Below are 20,194 nucleotides of genomic sequence, written 5' to 3' on the forward strand. Positions count from 1 at the left end.
GAAGAAACAAGTATGATGATACTGTGGTTTTTATTGGCAGGAACCTTTGCAGGCGTGTGTGCCGGTCTATTCGGTGTGGGCGGTGGTATGATTATTGTGCCAGCACTGGTGTGGATGTTCACCGCTTATGGCTATTCACCCGATATCATTGCGCATTTGGCAGTGGGCACCTCACTGGCAACCATTATGGTTACCTCCATCAGCTCTTTGACCGCACACCACAAGCGTGGCGGTGTGCGCTGGGAAGTATGGAAAAATATGGCCATTGGTTTGGTCGTCGGCAGCTTACTTGGTGCAGCAGTGGCTGATCAAATGAATGGCTTAATGCTACAAGCACTGATTGGTGTGGCAGCGCTGCTGGTGGCCTTTAAGATGCTGTTTTTGTCCAATAAAGAAAATTTAGGTCGTCCTCTACCTTCAGCACCGGTTCAAATTGGTGCCGGCTCTGGGATTGGTATGGCATCCGCAATATTCGGTATCGGCGGTGGCAGTTTAACTGTGCCTTTTTTGACATGGGCAGGCTTACCGATGCGTCAAGCGGTAGGCACATCAGCCGCTTGCGGATTACCGATTGCCCTGGCAGGTGCGGCAGGCTTTGCTTGGTTTGGTCAGGACGTGGTAGGCTTGCCTTCTGGGGCCATTGGCTTTGTACATGTCACCGGATTTATTTGTATCTCGATCGCCAGCTTTATCACCGCTAAACTGGGCGCAAAATGGGCGCACCAATTACCGGCTGCTACCTTAAAAAAGGGCTTTGGTGCACTCTTGGTAATCGCAGGCAGCCAGTTGTTGTGGTCAGGCCTAAAAGGCATGGGTGTTATTTAGATAAGCACAGCGCAAAACCTGAAAAATCACCGCGTTTGCGGTAAAATAGCCGCGCTCATTTGTCTGATAGACAGCTACGTTTTCTCCTTCTTATCTTTTAACTTATTATGCGGCCTTCATGCGTTTAAAATCTCTTAAATTGTCCGGCTTTAAATCTTTTGCCAATCCAACCACTTTTAGCTTTCGCCATGGCATTACTGCCATTGTGGGGCCTAATGGCTGTGGTAAATCTAATGTGATTGATGCCATACGCTGGGTTTTGGGCGAGTCCTCTGCCAAGCAGCTGCGTGGTGGGGCAATGAGTGATGTTATTTTTGCCGGTACTCAGAATAAAGCTGCCAAAAGTCTGGCCAGTGTTGAGCTAACCTTTGAGCATACCCAAGATGAGCAGACCGGTATTCGCCATGAGCTCAATTTATATCATGAGCTGTCAGTGCGCCGCCAGATTAATGGGGAGGGTAAGTCGGATTATTTTATCAATGGTACCCGATGCCGCCGCCGTGATGTGGTCGATGTATTCTTAGGCACAGGCTTGGGACCACGCAGCTACTCGGTGATTCAGCAAGGGATGATAGGGCGTATTGTCGACTCAAGCCCGCTACAGTTGCGTGAGTTTATTGAAGAGGCCGCGGGGGTGTCACGCTATCAGGCCCGCCGTGAAGAGACTCAAAAAAAGCTGCTTAGAACCCGAGAGAATTTAGAGCGCTTGCAAGACATTGAAGCTGAGCTGAGCCGTCAGAAGAAAAAGCTGGCCAAACAAGCTGAGAGCGCCACCCACTATCAGCAGTTGCAGCAGCAGCTAAGTGAAGTCAAAGAGCAGCTGGGCACGCAGCAATTGTATCAGGCCAAAGCGGCACAAATGCAGCACAAGGCTGAGCAAGAGCAGCTGACTAAGAGCCTTGAGGCGCAGCAAGCTCAGGACAGTATGCTGAAACAAAAGCTGGCCAAAGTCAGTGCGCGTCTGGCTGAGGAGCAGTGGCTAAAAGATGAGGCGCGTGATAGCCTGCACCAACAAGATTTACAGCGCCAGCAGGTTGAGCATCAACTCAAAGAGCTGCACTCTAGTCTCAGTCAGCTGGAAGGGAAGTTACGTGCCAATGCCGATCGGCAGCAAAAAATACAGGCCAGTATGTTGGCCACCGAGGAAGACAATCAAGCACAAAATGAGACCTTGACCCAGTTAGCCCCTGAGCTTGAAGCCCTGCAAGTACAGCAGCAGCAAACGCAGGAAAAATATGCGCCGCTGCAGTCGGCTTGGGAGGCAAGCAATACCAAAGTGGCTAAGATTGAGGCGGACAAACGAGAGGTTGAGCAGCGTCTTGCGCTTGCCAAACAGTCTGAATCTCGGTTCACGCTGGATTTGTCCAAATGGCACAACAAAGATAAGCTATGGCAGCAAGAGGCAATAAAATGGGGAGTGCGCCCAAGCGGTGATACCCTTAGCGCTACTGACGCAGAGGTGACATCAGCCCCAGTTTCGCAGCCGTTAAATGAGCAGATTGCTGGTATCGATAACCAGCTTAAAGGCTTAACTAAGCAGCAAGAGGTTATTGAAGAGCAGTTAGAGACTAAGCAGCCAATTTTTAATCAATTAAAGCAGACACAACACCAGCAGCAATCACAGCTTGCCCAGTTAGAAAAGCAGCATGCCAGTCTGATGGCAGAATATGACACGTTGCATGCCATTGTTCACCCCAAAAAGCCGGCCAAGTTACCCTCAGCGCAGCCGACAGATGGCGCTCAATCCGCTGCAGATAACAGTACGGCGGAAGATAACAGTACGGCTAACCGCTCTTTAGGACACACGCTTGGGCAGCTCTCAGCATTACACGAGCAGATTAAGCTGACCGCCGCTGGCGAGCCTTATGCCCAAAGCTTGGATAAATGGTTGGCGTTTTGGCTGGATGCGGGGATACTGCCGGCCACCGGCTTTGGCAACGATAACGGCCATGCAGGATTTATTCAGTGTCTGCTGTCTGATGACAGCTTTGATAAGCTTAGTAATAAGCCTCAACGTAAAGCAGATAAAAGCGCTGCAATGCCCCCTCAGAGTGTGTTATTTGAGGGCAGTACTGCATCAGAGCATCAACAGCAAGACTTGCCACCTGATTTACAGCCCTATTTAAAGCCTTTAACTGAGCTGATTGCTGCGCCCAAGCTTAGACTGTGGCAGCATACTTATTTGTATGTGAAAGAGCATAAGACAGATGAGGGCGCGACAGACCTAGCACTGGACTTAGATAAAATCGCAGTGCTGCTGCACAGCATGCCTGCACCTATAATAATATTAACGCAAGCAGGATGGCTAATCACTCGAGTCGGCGCAGTGCATATCAGTAAGCTTGATAAAAGTGGACAACATCCGTCATTTTTAAGCATTCGCTTGCAGCAACAACAGCGTCTGGCTGTACTTGAGGCGCATTTAAATGAGACAGAAACCCAGATTGAGCAGCTTACTAACACCATAAAAGCACAGGCTCATAAGCAAGAGCAACTGTCTGTGATTATTGAAGAGCTGTTGGCACAATTATCTGCCTCAGCGCATAAGCGCCATGAACTACAGCAGCAAAGAATTACCTTGATAGCCAAACAAGAGCGGCAAGACAGCGAGCAGCAGCGCTTACAAGCACAGCGAGATGAGCTGGATGCTGAACAGCAAGAAATCCAAAGCGCTCAGTTGGCATTAAGCCAAAAAATTGAATCAGATAACAAGCACTTACAAGCCTTGATGCCAGAATTAAAGGCGGCAAAACAGCAGCAGCAACAGCTAGAGTTAGAGCGCCAGCAAATCAGTCAGCAAGAGCGTGACAACAATGACAGCTTACGTCAATTACAGTTGCAATACAGCCAAGTACAGATTGCTGCCAAGCACAGTGCGGCGCAGTTACAGCAGTTTATTGAGGACAAGCAGCAGTTAGAGCGCAGTCAGCAAAAGCTTATCCAAGAGCAAGATAAGCTGCAACAAAAGCTGCCACAATTACAAGCCCAGCAACAAGCAGTCAGCCAGCAGCACCATGAGCTGCAAGTGGCCTTAGATGAGCGCCAAGCGGTAATTGGCAGCTTACAGAGTGACGTTGAGGCGCATCAAGCCCGCCGTGATGACTTAGAATCGCACATTCAGCAGCTACAAGATAAGTTATCGCACAGCATCACTCAAGTGGCCATTGCTGATGAGCGTATCAAAGAAGCCAGTGAGCGATTAAAGGGGTTAAACACACAAATTAGCCCCTTGGCTTTACTGACCGATTATATTACCCATGGGCGCAGTGTGTCAGCTGCCAAGCTAGAAAAACTGCAAGCGGCAGAAAGTCAGCTAACGGCTAAGCTTAATAGCATGGGGCCGGTAAACTTAGCCGCCGCAGCCGAGCTGGCTGCTGTAGATGAGCGTCTGCTTCCGCTTGAGCAGCAGATTAATGACATAACAGCCAGTATGGATACTTTAAGTGAAGCCATTGCCTCTATCGATGGCAAAACCAAAACCTTGTTCTTACAAACCTTAGACTCGGTTAATGAGTCGCTCACTCAGCTGTTTACCAAGGTGTTTGGTGGTGGTCAGGCCAGTTTAACCTTACTCAAAGACGATGAATTGGGCGTAGGGGAGCAGTGGCGAGCAGGTCTTGAATTGATGGCGCAGCCCAAAGGTAAAAAGAACAGCCGTTTGGCAGTATTGTCTGGTGGGGAGAAGACATTAACAGCGCTGAGCCTTATTTTTGCTATCTTTAAGCAGCATCCTGCACCATTTTGTGTGCTCGATGAGGTGGACGCACCGCTTGATGATGCTAACGTGGTGCGCTTTACCAATTTGATTGCTGATTTAGCTGATGAGGTGCAGTTTATTTTTATCAGCCACAATAAATTGGCAATGCAAATCGCCGACGAGCTTAAGGGGGTGACCATGCCGCAAGCGGGTATCTCAACGCTGGTGAGTGTCAGCCTAGAAGAGGCCGAGCAGTATTTAGAGCCTTCGGCTTAACGATTTATAGACATTGAAAGTTACATTGGCTAAGTAGCAACTACCAGATGCTTCAGGGTAAAATTAAATAAAACATAAGCCAAATAAAAAGTTACCCATTGCTCGCAGCGGTTGATGACGGGCAGGGTTAAGCGTGCTAGACTAATAGCGTTTTTTCTACCTCAATTTTAGGACACGTACATCATGACCACCGTAGACTATATTTTAATTATCATCGCTGTTGTTATTATGGTGGTAGGTCTGTATATGATTATTCGCGGTATTTCTGCTCGCAAAAATAAAGCCCACGCTCAGTCAATTATGCGTGATAAAAATGGCATTCCTATTATTCCGCGTCATGAGCGCAAGCTGGTAGAAGAGCCGGAAGCCCTAGAAGCAGGTGAGACGGTTATTGTGCCAGATCGCGAGCATTTGCAGCCGGTTATTACCGATAATGCCCCTGCCGCTGAGCCGCAGCCTAATCATTTAGATAAGCCAGCTGAGACTGAGTTTGTACCCACAGCACGCACCACTCAGTCAGCTGATATGATGCCGCATACGCCTGCCGCCTCCCATCAATTTGCCAATACCACTGACAGCCCATTGACCAATCCGCATCTAGCCGCGCTAGACGATGATGGCGAAGATGACTTGTTTTCAAGCTTGGCCTCAGCGACCGAAAAGCTGATGCCGGTTATTGAGACCGCTCAAGAGTCTGAGTTCTTGGACAACAGCCCCATGCTTGATCAGCATTTGTTGGCAGAGGCAGACCAAGATCAAAACAGCCCGCTTAATCACGCACAAGAAAATATCAACATCACTTTAGTGCCCAAAAACAGCTATGACACTATTGATGGTAAGACCATTTTGTCCATCGTATCGCAATACGGCCTAAAATATGGTGCCATGAATATGTTCCATCGTTATGAGAATAAAGATGGCTCGGGTATTTTATGGTTTAGTATGATGGGGGTGACTCAGGACGGTATTGCGCCCTTTGATTTAAACTTGTTGCCCACTTCTCGTTTTAATGGTTTGGTGTTGTTTTTATCGCTGCCCCATCCTAAAGCGACTCAAGGCTTCGACACCATGATGAGTGTGGTCAATTTAATCTCTAATGATTTAAATACCTTGGTGCTTGATGAGAATAATGACATCTTAACCCGTGAGCGTAGACAGCAGCTACGTGCCCAGGTCCAAGAGTATCAAGCTGCGTATCAACAGGGTTAATTGATCGCTATTTTAAAGACAGAAAATTAAGATGGCCGTTAAATAAAAAACGGTTAAATAAAAAACCGTGTTCTCACAAGAGCACGGTTTTTCATCACCGGTCGCCTTAAAACCACCTACTTCAGGGGGTGGATATAAGGCGACACACACTGTCGTGATCAGTACTTAAAGTATTGCAAGTTAAAATTAACCTCGCCATACTAACCCTATGAAAACCCTCAAGCTACGCATCAAAGACAAACATGCAAACCAGCTAAACAAACTAGCTGGGAGTGTTAACTATGCGTGGAACTATGTTAATGCGTTAAGCTTTGAGCATTTAAGACGCACAGGTAAGTACTTTTGGGCCTATGATTTAAGCCAATACACCAAAGGCAGTGGTGAGTATTTAGGCTTACACTCGCAAACTTTGCAAGCCATCAACGAAACTCAGGCCAAGTCTCGTAAACAGTTTAAAAAAGCCAAACTAAATTGGCGAACCAACAGACCCGATGCCAAACGTAAATCGCTTGGCTGGATACCTTTTAAAAAGTCTGCTATCAAGTATCTACATACAAGACAAACAGGTAAAAAAGCACTTAAATCAACCATACAGCTATCGCTCTGTAAAGGTCAAAAGGTAATCATAGACGTATTTGATAGCTATAATCTAAGCCTATATCAAATCAATACGCTTGAGATAGTGCAAGACAGCCGTAATCGTTGGTATGCCTGTATTACCGTCAAAGACTTTCCTAGACAAGCAAGTGGCAAAGGCAGCGTTGGTATTGACTTAGGCTTAAAGCAGTCTGCTACCACATCAAACGGTGATAAGCTGACAACTAAACAAACTCAAAAATGGGCGAATAAATTAGCAGTCGCCCAGCGTGCAAACAATAAAAGCCGGGCAAAGGCAATCCACGCCAAAATCAAAAACTCAAGATTAGATGCCATACACAAATTCACCACCCAATTAGTTAAGAATAATACCTTAATTGTGGTTGGTGATGTTAAATCACGCTCATTCACTAGTAAAAAAACCAACCTAGCTAAATCAACATACGATGCAGGATGGTTTGAACTCAAAAGACAACTGGACTATAAATGCAAGTATGCAGGTTGTCAGCTTGAGATGGTAAATGAGAGTTACACTACCCAGACCTGCTCGCACTGTCTTAAAATAACTGACAGTAGTCCGAAAGGTAGAGCGGGACTTGGAATAAGAGGATGGAGGTGTGCTGAGTGTGGCACATGGCATGATAGAGATATCAATGCTGCTAAGAACATCCTTGCGGTCGGGCTTGACCGTCTAGCTGTAGGAATCCCCTCGGTTTAGCGAGGGGAGGAAGTCAAATTGTGGATGTTAAGTTTGAGAAAGTGCAGGGTACTTAGTGACGCAATAACCAAGTTATTAGCCCAGCTTATTGACTAAATGTAGGGGCAAATGCTTCATGGCTTTACCCACCAACATCCAAGGCAGGGCAGGTACGCAAGCTTCTTCAACACCTGATTCGATCGCGGCGACTAAGGCTGTGCTGCCGGTTTGCTCATCAACTTCAAAGGGCAGCTTAGGTGCCCCTTCATTGATTTCGGTGCGAATATAGCCAGGATAGATTGTGGTCACTTTGATAGGTAGCTTATCGGCAATCATTTCAGCGCGGATACCTTCTGCTAAGTGAGCCAGTCCTGCTTTACTGGCGGCATAAACCGTTAAGTGCTTGGGCATACCACGCATGGCGGACATACTAGATATGGCGACTAAGTGCCCCAGGTTTTGTGCTCGGAAGATCTGCATCGCCGCTTCACACTGAGCCAGTGCTGAAATAAAGTCAATCTCTGCGGTGCGCCGGTTAATATGAAAGCGGCCGGTACCTACTCGGCGGCCTTCACCGACACCGGCATTGACGATGACTTTATCAATTTGTCCAAACTGTGCTTGAAAGGCCTCAAATACGCTAAATACTGCCTCATAGTCGCTCACATCCAGTGACTTAATCTCAACACGGATGCTAGGGCTGTTGGTTAGTATCTCTGCCTTTAAGGCCTCAAGACGATCTGTGCGGCGGGCACAAAGCGCTAAGTTATAGCCCAGTTTGGCAAAGTTTTTGGCCATACCTGCGCCAATACCTGAGCTGGCACCGGTGATTAAAATTGTCTTATCTTTACCGACTTGCTGCTTGGTTAACTCAGCCAAATCTTGGTTTTGTAATAAGGATTTGGTTTGTTGTGCCTTGTGCTGCAAGGTGCCCATAATCCCTTGTTGTAGACTGCTAAATAAAGTGTGTTTCATAGCTATCCTTGTGATTTGTTAACAATGTGTGTCGAGTCATTATCTTGTGCGGCTAAGAAATAGGGCTTAGTGCCACGTCAGCAAATCTTGCCCCTGTTGATACAAATGACTGTGCTCGTTGAGTGACAATAACCTAAGCTTTGGCGGTGTATCAGATGGAGTAGACTTAACCACCACCGAGGTAACGCCTGTGTTAATCAGGCTGCGATTAATGCTGTAAGCGGTGGCACTGCTTTGACCGAGTAAATGGGCAGTAATAGCAGCAATCACCCCACCTGAGGTAAAAATCAAAGCAGTGTTTGCTTGCTTGTGCTGGGTAAGCTCAACCACGTGCTGCAAAGCCTGCTGCACCCGCTGATTAAACTGTGGCCAACTTTCTAAATACTCCTCATCATGATCGCCACTATGCCAACGCAGCATGGCTTCATTAAACAGCTCCGCCAAGCGCACTTTGGGCACAGGGGCACTGGCAATGGCCGTCAGTAGACCGACTTCAGTGCTAAACTCAGGGTTGTACTTAACAAACACATCGGTATGATTAAACTCGTTAAAGCCTTCGATCAGGGTCGGTTGAAGCTGTGCAGCATCTGGATAACCGGCTTGATAAGCGCTTAAGAAATGGGTTGCCGAGTCTTGTTGACGAGATAAGCCCCCCGTTACAATCGCATCAATTTTGCGCTGGGCTTTGGCATACTGGCTTCCTAAGCACGCCGCTTGTTTGGCGCCAAGCTCAGAGAGCTGATCGTAATTTCGTTGACCGAAGGAGGCTTGGCCGTGTCTGGCAAATAGCAAGGTAGTCATAAAGTCCCATATATCAAAATCAAAATAAATGTAGAGCAAGCTTTAAAGCATAAGGCAGGGCTACTTTAACCACTGCTTGGCCAAAGATTGAATGGGCGCAGGCAGCTTGCCACTGTCTATTACCCGAATGGCCTCGTGCTTGGCGATAAGCTTTAAAGCGCGTGCATGAATGGCGTGGATAATAAGCCAAAAATCTTTAAAAGCGGTGTTATCAGTCTGCTTATTATAGTAACGATAGTAGATTTGCTGAGCGATACCAGCCAGACGGAACAGACCGAATACCTCATAAAAAGCCCAGTTGCTATCCGCCATGCCAGTCTTGTTCAGATAGTATGTCACCACCTCTTCTCGAGTCATCATCCCCTCTAGATGTGTGGGCTGACGGCGAGACTGACGCATGATTCTATTGTCATCTTTTTGTACCCAGTAGGCCAGCGCACTGCCTAAGTCCATGAGCGGATCGCCCAAGGTAGCCATTTCCCAGTCTAGTACCCCGATCACTTCAGTGGGGTTGTCAGGATTTAACACCACATTGTCAAAGCGCCAATCATTGTGAATCACACAAATACGGCTGTCTTTTGGCAGATTGCGTTTGAGCCATTGACGCACTACAAAGAAGCTTGGCACATTGGGGGTCTTGGCTTTTTTATACCGCTTGTCCCAGCCGATCACCTGACGCTCGCAGTAGCCTTCACCTTTGCCCAGCGCCGTTAACTGAGGATTTTGTTTGTAGTCAATTTGATGCAGCTCGATTAAAGCATCGATGACATTGGTACATAGCGTGCGAACTTGAGCCGGCTGTAAGGTGATGGCTTTGGGCAGGTTGGCGCGTGGAATAATACCGATTAAGCGCTGCATGACATAAAAATCGCAGCCAATCACCGAGTCATCGGTACACAAAGCAATCATTTTTGGCACGTAAGGGTAGTCGTCCTGCAACGCTTGCTGCACCTTGTACTCACGCACCATGTCATGTGCCGACTTAGCCTTAGTGCCGGCAGGTGGACGGCGTAGAATTAAGTCCATGTTGGCGTATTGCAGTCGATAGGTCCAGTTAGAGGCACCGCCTGAAAACTGAGTAATCTGCGGCTCACCTGCCACCTCAATACCTTGGGTGCGTAGCCAATTGCTGACCGCATTACCATCTAAGGTCTCAGAAGCGCGTACTTTGCCCGCCTGATCAATCACTGAGTTTTGGGCAGTGGGCTTGGCTTCTGTTGAGGCTGTTGACTGGGAGTTTGATGAGGTGGGAGTGGTATCTGTGGTGCTCATAAAAAGTCCTTTTGTCTATGGCAAAGATAAAAAATTAGTTAGGATAACGCAGCGGTAAAACTTAGCCCAAGCGGTAGATGACGCCGCTTGGCTGTATATTAGGTGATTAAGAACAAGCCGATTTCTTTTATGCCATAAGGCTTAGCCGAGCTAAGGCTTAGCTTTAGGGCGGCCGTAGCCCAATTTCTTTAATTCAAGTTTGGCAATCATGGTCTTGTGCACCTCATCGGGACCATCGGCCAAGCGTAAGCTGCGTGCTTGAGCATAGAATCTTGGGAGCATGGTGTCTTGGCTGACGCCCATACCACCGTGGATTTGCATCGCCATATCGACCACTTCTTGTAGCACCGTTGGTGCCACCACTTTGATGGCTGAGATTTCAGTTAAGGCCGCTTTTACCCCTTTTTCGTCCATCTTTTGTGCGGCATAGAGGGTAAGCAGGCGAGCTTGGTCAATGCTGACTCGAGCCTCAGCAATGCGCTCCATATTACCGCCAAGTTGCAAAATGGGTTTGCCAAAACTGGTACGGCTCATGCCACGATGAATGGCCAGCTCCAGTGACTTCTCAGCGGCGCCAATACAGCGCATACAGTGGTGAATACGGCCAGGGCCAAGGCGACCTTGGGCAATCTCAAAACCCATGCCTGGGCCGCCGATAATATTGCTTACCGGCACGCGTACATTATCGAATACTACCTCACCATGGCCGTGCGGTGCATCATAATCACCAAACACTTGTAGCATGCGCTCAATCTTAACCCCCGCAGTGTCTAGCGGCACCAGTACCATAGAATGCTGATGATGGCGGTCTTTGCTGTCATCAGGGGTGTGAGCCATAAAAATAACAAAATCCACATCAGGATCACCGAGGCCAGATGACCACCATTTGCGGCCATTTAGGACAATATCATCACCATCAATAATGGCAGTGGCTTGCATATTGGTGGCATCACTTGAGGCTACGGCAGGCTCAGTCATACAAAATACAGAACGGGTTTCGCCTTCCAAAAGAGGCATTAAAAAGCGCCGCTTTTGTGCCTCATTGCCATAGCGCCATAACAGCTCCATGTTTCCGCTATCAGGGGCGTTGCAGTTAAAGATATTGGGAGCAATGAGGCTACGGCCGGTCAACTCGGCGATGGGGGCGTATTCGGTCACAGACAGGCCAGCGCCTAAGATGTCATCGGGTAAAAACATATTCCAAAGCCCGGCCGCTTTCGCCTGTTTGCGCAGAGTATGATACTGCTCAGGCCACTGCCAGCTTTGCCAGTCGCCACCAGGATTTAGCTTATGACAACGCTGCCAGAATTCATCTTCAATAGGTTCGATTTGGGTTTGGATAAACTCTTTGACACGGTTATAAAAGTCTTGTCCACGCGCACTGATGTCAGGCATCATAAAATCCTTTTTATGTGAAAAATAGGGAGAGGATAACAAAATAAAGCCTTGAGTCTTAATGCTTTATAATTGACCACTTGGTTAGTTTATCACTAATGGCGCTATTTTTTAGAGTCACTATTGACCGGTGGGTGTTTGATTGACTGCCGTTATATTTTTCGATATATCCCTGAAAAGTGCAGGGTGGATTTATTGGCTTTAAGTGGTGTTTATTGGCTTTTAGCTCGGCAGCAAAGATGCAAAATTGGTATCATATGACCACTCAAATATTTGAACCAAATGAAACATTAAGCGCAAAAATGCAATTAAAATAAGGCCCGCTCTATGACTCAAAACACAGCAGACACTCATGCCTCAGCACAAGCTCAAGAGGTCATTGCAAAAATGCGTACCTTGATCGCACAGGTGCGTAAACACAACAATGCTTATTATGTGATGGATGAGCCGACCATCAGTGACAATGAATATGACCAATTGCGCTTAAGTCTCATTGAGCTTGAGGAGCGTTATCCTGAGTTAACTCAGCCCGACAGTCCGACGGCTAGCGTGGGCGACAATCCTCTGCCATCATTCTCCCAAGTGCAGCATGACATTGCTATGCTGTCACTGGGTAATATTTTTAATTATCAAGACTTACAAGAGTTTATGCGCCGGGTCAATGACCGTCTAAGTGATGCTGATCGAAATCCTGAGTATGAGATTGAGATGAAATTAGATGGCTTGGCTGTTTCATTAAAATATCATAACGGACAATTTGTGCGCGGCGTGACTCGCGGCGATGGTCAAATGGGCGAGGACATTACCCAAAACGTGAAGACCATCAATAACATTCCCCTGGTGATAGAAGCGGCGCAAGATATTGATGTGCTGGAGGTGCGGGGCGAGGTACTGATGCCAAAAGCAGGCTTTAAGCGCTTAAACCGTTTGGCAGAAGAAAATGGTGATAAAACCTTTGCCAACCCCCGTAACGCAGCAGCAGGTAGTCTACGTCAATTAGACCCAGCCGTGGCTGCCAGTCGTCCTTTGGCTTTTTATGCGTATTCGGTGAACCAAGGCTTGCCTGAAGCGATTACTTTGCAATCGGCGGCTTTGACCTGGCTTAAGCAGTTAGGCTTTACTGTTAGTGACTTTGAACGGGTAAAAACAGCCCAACAAGTTCAAGACTACTATGAGTCGATGATACAAAAACGGGCAGATTTAGCCTTTGAAATTGATGGGATGGTCATTAAGGTCGATGACTTAACGCTACAAAGTCAACTGGGCGCGTTATCTCGTGAACCGCGCTGGGCCACCGCCTATAAGTTCCCTGCTGAAACGGTGATGACCACACTCAATAGTATTGAATGGCAAGTGGGGCGTACCGGTCAGCTGACTCCAGTGGGCAAGCTTGAGCCAGTGCAAGTGGGCGGTGTGACGGTCAGTAACGTGACCTTGCACAACTTCGGGGAAATCCAGCGCCTTGATGTGCGTGCAGGTGATACCGTCAGCGTCCATCGAGCGGGCGATGTGATACCTAAAGTGACTCGGGTATGGCATGATTTGCGCCCTGAGGGTACCTCGGCGGTGACGCTGCCAACCCACTGTCCTGTGTGCGACTCACCTGTGGTATTGCCAGAGGGTGAAGCCTTGGCACGCTGCACCGGTGAGCTGTTTTGTCCTGCGCAGCAGCAAGAGGCACTAATTCACTTTGTATCACGTAAAGCGATGGATATTGATGGGCTCGGTGAGCGCTGGTTAATCAGTTTCTTTGAGCATGGCATCGTCAAAACTGTGGCCGATATTTATCACTTAAATGAGCATGCTGATGAGCTGGTTACTCTAGAAAAATTGGGCGAGAAGTCCGTTAGCAATATGTTGCGCGCCATTGAAGAGAGTAAAAAAACCACACTGGCGCGCTTTATCTATGCGCTAGGCATTCGCGGTGTGGGAGAGACCACAGCACAGAATCTGGCACAATATTTTGGTGATTTGCCTGAATTGATGGGTGCCAGCATTGACGCCTTAGAGGCCGTACCTGACGTGGGCCATATTACCGCTGAGCTTATTTATAATTTCTTCCGTGCTGAGCATAACATCGAAGTCATTAACGCATTGCAGCAAGCTGGCGTGTATTGGGATAAGGTAGAGCAGCAGGCCTTAGACAATCTGCCCCTTGAGGGCCAAACGTGGGTAATAACAGGTACCTTGGTCGCCAGCGGTATGTCACGCGATGATGCCAAGGCGCATCTGCAAGCTTTGGGTGCAAAGGTCTCAGGCAGCGTATCGGCCAAAACCTCGGCATTATTGGCCGGTGAAAAGGCAGGCTCTAAGTTGACCAAAGCGCAGAGTCTGGGGGTGCGTGTGGTGTTAGAGGATGAGTTCTTAAAGATGATTGGGGCGTCATGACACCACACTCATCCATTTAATAAAACAAAATGCCGAAATCAATTTAAAAACTCAATCAAATTAGTAGCACTTTAGGCGCATAAAAGCGGTATCATAATGCGGTGCACGTCTGTTCTATAAACGATTATCAGACGTGCTTTTTATTATTGAATATTCTCAACTTGTTAACCTGACAGTTCATTTAACTGGCCCAGGAAAAGGATGTTTTATGCAATACGATGTTATTGTGATTGGCTCAGGAATGGTAGGCACTTCAATTGCTTGGCACCTACAAAAGAATAATTCTAAAGTGCTGGTTTTGGACAAAAAGGCGCCCGGTGAAGAGACCTCTTATGGCAATGCCGGTCTTATTCAACGAGAAGCTGTGTATCCTAAGGCTTTTCCAAGACAAATGAGTGAAATCTTAAATGTACTGCCCAATACTCGAACGGATATTCGTTATCGCTGGTCAGCTTTGTTTAATTATCAAAGCGCTTTATATCAGTATTGGACCAACTCAACGCCCAACAAACTGACCAAGATTGAAGATGAATGGGCCACTTTGATTGAGCATTGCACCAGTGAGCATGATGTGATGATTCAAGCGTCAGGTGCGGATGACTTAGTGCGTAAGGGTGGCTGGTTTGAAATTTACCGTACCCAAGAAAAATTCGATTACGCCATTAAACTGGCTGAAAGAGCGGCATCCAAAGGTGTTCAATATAAGCTATTAACCCCTGAAGAGCTAAAAGCATATGAGCCAAATGTTAACTTTGATGAGTTCATTGGTGGTATCCACTGGCAAAACTCTTGGCAGGTCAAAAACCCAAGCCGTTTGGTAAAAACTTATGCAAAAAGCTTTGAGGCCATGCAAGGTGAGATTAAGCAAGCCAATGTGAAGACCATCGAGCAAAACGACGAGGGTATCTGGCAAGTAACCGTTGAAAATAACTCAGGTGAGATGGCCACGTATACCAGTAACCATGTGGTGATTGCAGCCGGCCCTTGGTCGACTGAGTTGACACGTCCTTTGGGCTACGATTTCCCATTGTTCCCAATGCGCGGCTACCATCAGCACTTTAAGGTAGATGAAGCCAACCGTATTGGTCACAGCTTATTTGATGCCGAAAAAGGCTATTTAATGGGGCCTATGGATCAAGGTATTCGCATCACAACGGGTGCGGAGATGACCACGCTCAATGCACCTAAGAACTTCGGTCAGCTTGAAGCGGTATTAAAAATTGCCAAAAACGTCCTGCCGTTAGAAGAAGCAGTAGAGTCAGAAGCTTGGTGCGGTTCACGTCCTTGTATGTCGGATATGAAGCCAGTCATTGGTCCTGCGGCGCGTCATCCTAATCTATGGTTTGCCTTTGGTCACGCGCATCAAGGCTTTACACTTGGCCCAGCTACCGGCCGCTTGGTACAAGAGATGATCAACGATAAGCCATTGTACGTGGATGCCACACCTTTTAGCGCACAGCGTTTTGGTAACTAATCATCACTTTACTGGTATTATGTTATCTATTTTAGTTAAGGTGTGATCTTTAGCTGATAGGCATGATAAATAAGCTGGCAGAGGGCGCCTCTCTTTGTCAGCTTATTGCCCTTTTTTAGTGATGTTGTTCAAGTTTTATAGATTAATTAACCCTAGGTGACCCTTTATTTATGCAAAAATTACACAGCAACCAGCGCATGAGCAAAATTGTTATTCATAACGAGACCATCTACTTATGTGGACAAGTAGGTAACGCTGAGGATGATATCTCTGCACAAACCTTAACCTGTTTAGAGAAGATTAAAGCACTACTAGAAGAAGTGGGCAGCGACAAATCAAAAATCTTATCTACCACAGTTTGGCTAAAAGACATGGCTGACTTTGCGGCGATGAATGCGGTATGGGATGAGTGGTTTAGCGATGTGTTGCCACCAGCTCGTGCTTGTGGCCAAGCGGCTTTAGCCCGTCCTGAGCTATTGGTCGAGATGATTGTCACTGCTGCCGTTTAAAGGTACTGAAGTCATCAAATAGCCATAAAAAAGACAGCCAATTGGCTGTCTTTTTTTATGGGTGATTATGGGCAATGACTTAGAGGGGGTTTGCTCACAGTGACCTTGATAAGAAGCCCCTTTTATACCGTATAGGCTCTGAGCACAGCCCAAGACTTAATGCCCAAGATTTAATGCGCTGCTGTGTTACTGGCAGCGTCTGCCTTGCCCTCTGGGCTTGGCATAATCTCAATAGGCAAAATCAGCCCGCGAGCGAACTCATGCTTAATCACATAGTCGTATTTGCTGGGGGTAACATTGGGGGTGGTATACACAATCAGCTTGGCATCTTTTTCTGAGTAGCTGTGTGAAACGTAGCTGTCAGCCAACTGATCCAGCAGTTTTTCTAATGGCTCATTGCTGGCCATGCCCACAGTTAGACTATGCTGCGCCTGTTCAGGAGATATGCCAGAAAATTTGGCTTGAGCCTGAACCGCATCGCTGTCTAAAGCAAAGGGATACTTAAAGCTTTTGGGGTCGACCGCTTGCTCACCGGAATCTAGCGCACGCCAGTTAATCTCTAGAGGCTTGTCTTGAGTGGACATCATAGGCTGAGTGTCAGGGTTATTTTGTGGCTGCTGCGCGGTTTGCTCATTATTATCAGTATTGGTGTCTGTTTTTAATTCAGTCTTTGATTCAGTGTTATCCGTAGAGGCATCGGCTTTAGTCTTGGGTGCTTGATTACAGCCGGCAACCACCATGCTGCAACCAATAAGCATAGAGAGCAGGGCAGGCTTGAAGCGGGATATAGCGCTGCTGTAAGGCAGTAAGGTATCAAAAGAGCGGGTCATAAATTACATCTCAATAAGAGGGCAGGCGATGCAGCTATCTGTAGGTTATAAGGTGGATCCAATAACCACAGACAAAGGCTGGCACCTGCCGGTGTGTGTTATGGGGAATTAGTTTAGCGCCTCAGCCAAACTGACCAGTTTAATAAATTCAGTACGGCTGCCACTGCTGTCGATCGGGCTTTGAGCGCCGCTTTTGGCCAGTCTTTGTAGTTGACTATAGCTTAAATCATTCACATATTTACTGCCAGTGAGCAGCTGACCATAGCCTGCCACTGCTAAGGCAAAATTGGTATCGGCTGACGCGGCAGTTACTCTATTGGCAATAGGGAAGGACAAGAGCTGCGACTTTTCAGCTTGAGGCGCCTTGTAGCGAATTTTTAAAAACCCAAGTTCACGGTTATTGCCACTGACTGCTGCGCTGTTTTGGTAACGGCTTGGTTCTAGTAAACCTTTTTGCCCCACAGGAGTCACCTCAAATAGCGCCACCACAGATTTTCCTGCGCCCAATTCACCTGCATCGACATTGTCATTATTAAAATCCTCTTTGGCTAATACTCGGTTTTCATAGCCAATCAAGCGCCATTCAGAGACAGCAGCAGGATTAAATTCAAGTTGAATTTTAACGTCTTTGGCCACGGTGTTAAAGGTAGCAGACATCTCATCGATAAGTACTTTTTTGGCCTCAGACAAGCTGTCGATATAGCTATAGTTGCCATTGCCGTTATCCGCCACTTGCTCCATCATGTGATCGTTATAATTGCCTTGACCAAAGCCTAAGGTCGATAATGAGATGCCCTTATCCCGATTACTGCGGATAATTTGCAACATGTCTTTGACACTCGATACCCCCACATTAAAGTCGCCATCAGTGAGCATCAAAATGCGGTTAATGCCGTCTTTTTTAAAGTGCTCAGTAGCTTGTTGATAAGCAAGCTTAATAGCCGCCTCTCCATTGGTTGAGCCGCTGGCGGTTAGGTTATCAATGGCATTTAGGATTTTTTGGGTCTGATTGCCTGGGGTAGAGGGCAGCACAACCTTTGTGTTACCGGCGTAGGTGATTAAGGTGATACTGTCTTGGGCACGTAGCTGTTTGGTGAGCATTTTTAAGCTGGATTTCGCCAGTTGCAGCTTATCTTCAGTGTCCATTGAGCCTGATACATCGACCAAAAATACCAAGTTGGCCGGTGGCTGTTTTTGTTTAGCGGTTAATAGGTCTTCGGCTTTAATGCCTACTTTGACAATTTGATTGGTTGGGTGCCAAGGAGAATGGACCACTTCTGTACTGACTAAAAATGGCGCATTGGCCTGTTTTTTGGCTGCTGTAAAATCGTAGTTAAAGTAATTAATCAGCTCCTCTACCCGCACCGCATCTTTAGGGGGCAGTTGGCCTTGATTCAAAAAGCGGCGTACATTGGCATAGCTGCCGGTGTCGGTATCGATGCTTAACGTTGCAAAGGCTTGCTCTGAGGTGGCATTGACCGCATTAGGCTCAATTTCAGCATAATTTTCTTGTTGCTTTGGTGCCATATAACCTTGTGAGGGGGGCGGCATGATGCTTGCATTCGCTGTCATTTTGCTCAATTGGCGGGACTCAGCCATGGCTGGGGTGGCCATGACCACCACTGGGGCAGCAGCATCCGCTTGAATGCTTTGCTCTGCTGTCTCCAAAGTTGTGGTGCTGGCTTTATCGGACGCAGGCGTGATTTTTGATTGTGGAGCACAGGCTGTGATGACTGACAAAGACAGTACACTTAGGAGTGGCCAAACTTTGGATGTAGCATTAGGGTTGGCGGTGCGGGGTATATGAGTTGTTGAGATGTTCATAAACTGTCCTTGTTAGAGGCGAAATACATTAAAGCCATTAGGGTTTAGCGCCTTCTTCATCGTGTTCGTGGCTCATGATATAAATAATTGGAGCCTATGATATAAATAAAATGTTAATAATTGTCGGCTTAGTGCTTAAATTAACCTGCACTGCTTACAATCGCAATATGGTTTTCATTAGATTACGAGATAAACTAAGCATTAACAGTAAATATATGTTGAAATAAACCCAATACGAATTTTTATATTGTATTTAAATCTGTGTCTTGGTTATTTATGATAAAAGCTTGTAAGGCGCGTTAGAGGCTTTTATGAGCTTTATGGCTGAGTAAGTAGAGGCAATAAGGATTTAAATACATCATAACATAGGTAATAACTAAGGAGATTTTATGGCAGGTGGTAGCTTACTAATGCTGCTCGATGATATTAGCGTGATTATGGATGATGTCTCGGTAATGACCAAAGTGGCGGCCAAAAAGACCGTGGGCGTGCTGGGGGATGATCTTGCGCTAAATGCTGAGCAGGTAAGCGGGGTCAAGCCTAGCCGTGAGCTCCCTGTGGTCTGGGCAGTAGCAAAAGGCTCCATGATAAATAAGTTTATCTTGGTACCTGCTGCGCTTCTCATCAGCTACTTTGTGCCGTGGCTTATCACGCCTTTACTTATGGTGGGTGGCTTGTTCTTATGTTACGAGGGTGCCGAAAAGGTTATTCATAAATTTTGGCCAAAGCTGTTGCCCCATGATGAAGAGCAGCAGGCGCGCATCCATGCCAATGCAGATGACACTGTGGACTTGGTTGCGCTCGAGAAGCAGAAAGTAAAAGGTGCCATTCGAACTGATTTTATCTTATCGGCTGAAATTGTGGTGATTGGCTTAGGGACGTTAAGCGCCGCCAATTTATTAGACAAAGCGATTGTGCTGTCTGTTCTAGCCATTGGGGTTACCATTGGTATTTATGGCCTAGTGGCAGGTATTGTTAAGATTGATGACTTGGGGCTGCACATGATGCAAAGACCAGGTGCAAGTAAGATAACCCAAAAAATCGGTGAATTCTTATTGTCAGCGGCTCCCAAGCTTATGAAGTTTTTGACCATCGTAGGCACTATTGCCATGTTCTTAGTCGGTGGTGGCATCATCGTGCATGGTATCGGTTATCTACACCATGCGGTAGAGGACATTGCACACTTATCTGGTGTATTTGAAGGGTTATCTACCAATCTATTAAATGGTGCCATAGGTTTTGTCATTGGGGTGGTGCTGTTATTTATATTAACTGCCATCTCAAAAATGCGCGGTGACGCCCACTAAGATTATCATCAAGACGCCAGCTCTAAACCAAAAACAAGACTCAACAAAAAGGCCACTTAATTTATTAAGTGGCCTTTTTGTTATTAGGATGATGAAAGATGACCCTTGAGGTCAGCCA

The 20,194-nt window shown here is 46.9% G+C and carries 14 protein-coding genes; 8 read left to right on the top strand and 6 right to left on the bottom strand.

Features of this window, described 5'->3' with window-relative positions:
• Positions 1-12: 12 nt before the first annotated feature.
• The 4 genes from DLE54_RS02385 to DLE54_RS02400 all read left to right on the top strand — a co-directional run bounded on the left by DLE54_RS02385 (position 13) and on the right by DLE54_RS02400 (position 7,322).
• Positions 13-825 (top strand): sulfite exporter TauE/SafE family protein, encoded by an 813-nt coding sequence (locus DLE54_RS02385; protein ID WP_011959748.1) that lies wholly within the window; start codon positions 13-15, stop codon positions 823-825.
• 118 nt (positions 826-943) lie between these two features.
• A complete protein-coding gene (locus DLE54_RS02390) occupies positions 944-4,798 on the top strand; it encodes an AAA family ATPase (protein ID WP_110816109.1) in 3,855 nt (1,284 codons plus the stop codon).
• Positions 4,799-4,981: 183 nt separating this feature from the next.
• Positions 4,982-6,007, top strand: coding sequence for a cell division protein ZipA C-terminal FtsZ-binding domain-containing protein (locus DLE54_RS02395; RefSeq protein WP_110816110.1), 1,026 nt, complete (start codon positions 4,982-4,984; stop codon positions 6,005-6,007).
• 208 nt (positions 6,008-6,215) lie between these two features.
• Complete coding sequence (locus DLE54_RS02400) at positions 6,216-7,322, top strand: RNA-guided endonuclease InsQ/TnpB family protein (protein WP_110816111.1); 1,107 nt, start codon at positions 6,216-6,218, stop codon at positions 7,320-7,322.
• 75 nt (positions 7,323-7,397) lie between these two features.
• Here the strand turns inward: DLE54_RS02400 and DLE54_RS02410 are convergent, their stop codons facing one another.
• The 4 genes from DLE54_RS02410 to DLE54_RS02425 all read right to left on the bottom strand — a co-directional run bounded on the left by DLE54_RS02410 (position 7,398) and on the right by DLE54_RS02425 (position 11,744).
• Positions 7,398-8,276 carry an SDR family oxidoreductase gene (locus DLE54_RS02410; protein WP_227535431.1) on the bottom strand — a complete coding sequence of 293 codons (879 nt, stop codon included), beginning with the start codon at positions 8,274-8,276 and terminating at the stop codon, positions 7,398-7,400.
• A gap of 66 nt (positions 8,277-8,342) precedes the next feature.
• Positions 8,343-9,077, bottom strand: coding sequence for a histidine phosphatase family protein (locus DLE54_RS02415; protein ID WP_110816112.1), 735 nt, complete (start codon positions 9,075-9,077; stop codon positions 8,343-8,345).
• Positions 9,078-9,137: 60 nt separating this feature from the next.
• Positions 9,138-10,349: a phosphotransferase family protein gene (locus DLE54_RS02420; protein ID WP_227535440.1), complete on the bottom strand. Its 1,212-nt coding sequence runs from the start codon at positions 10,347-10,349 to the stop codon at positions 9,138-9,140.
• Between the two features lie 150 nt (positions 10,350-10,499).
• Complete coding sequence (locus DLE54_RS02425; RefSeq protein WP_110816113.1) at positions 10,500-11,744, bottom strand: acyl-CoA dehydrogenase family protein; 1,245 nt, start codon at positions 11,742-11,744, stop codon at positions 10,500-10,502.
• Between the two features lie 327 nt (positions 11,745-12,071).
• Between DLE54_RS02425 and ligA the strand changes: the two genes are divergently transcribed.
• The 3 genes from ligA to DLE54_RS02440 all read left to right on the top strand — a co-directional run bounded on the left by ligA (position 12,072) and on the right by DLE54_RS02440 (position 16,115).
• On the top strand, positions 12,072-14,132 hold the full coding sequence (ligA, locus tag DLE54_RS02430) for an NAD-dependent DNA ligase LigA (RefSeq protein ID WP_110816114.1): 2,061 nt from the start codon (positions 12,072-12,074) through the stop codon (positions 14,130-14,132).
• 208 nt (positions 14,133-14,340) lie between these two features.
• Positions 14,341-15,606 carry an NAD(P)/FAD-dependent oxidoreductase gene (locus DLE54_RS02435; protein WP_110816115.1) on the top strand — a complete coding sequence of 422 codons (1,266 nt, stop codon included), beginning with the start codon at positions 14,341-14,343 and terminating at the stop codon, positions 15,604-15,606.
• Between the two features lie 170 nt (positions 15,607-15,776).
• The gene (locus DLE54_RS02440) at positions 15,777-16,115 is read left to right on the top strand and encodes a RidA family protein (protein WP_011959757.1); all 339 of its coding nucleotides are present in this window, start codon (positions 15,777-15,779) and stop codon (positions 16,113-16,115) included.
• Positions 16,116-16,285: 170 nt separating this feature from the next.
• Here the strand turns inward: DLE54_RS02440 and DLE54_RS02445 are convergent, their stop codons facing one another.
• Both DLE54_RS02445 and DLE54_RS02450 read right to left on the bottom strand, forming a co-directional pair.
• Positions 16,286-16,945 (bottom strand): hypothetical protein, encoded by a 660-nt coding sequence (locus DLE54_RS02445; protein WP_110816116.1) that lies wholly within the window; start codon positions 16,943-16,945, stop codon positions 16,286-16,288.
• A 108-nt stretch (positions 16,946-17,053) separates the two neighbouring features.
• Positions 17,054-18,769: a vWA domain-containing protein gene (locus DLE54_RS02450; RefSeq protein ID WP_110816117.1), complete on the bottom strand. Its 1,716-nt coding sequence runs from the start codon at positions 18,767-18,769 to the stop codon at positions 17,054-17,056.
• 389 nt (positions 18,770-19,158) lie between these two features.
• Here DLE54_RS02450 and DLE54_RS02455 point away from each other — a divergent pair, with 389 nt between their 5' ends.
• Complete coding sequence (locus tag DLE54_RS02455) at positions 19,159-20,076, top strand: DUF808 domain-containing protein (protein ID WP_011959760.1); 918 nt, start codon at positions 19,159-19,161, stop codon at positions 20,074-20,076.
• Positions 20,077-20,194 lie beyond the last annotated feature (118 nt).

It is taken from the genome of Psychrobacter sp. YP14, assembly GCF_003209315.1.
Classification (GTDB): Bacteria; Pseudomonadota; Gammaproteobacteria; order Pseudomonadales; family Moraxellaceae; genus Psychrobacter; species Psychrobacter raelei.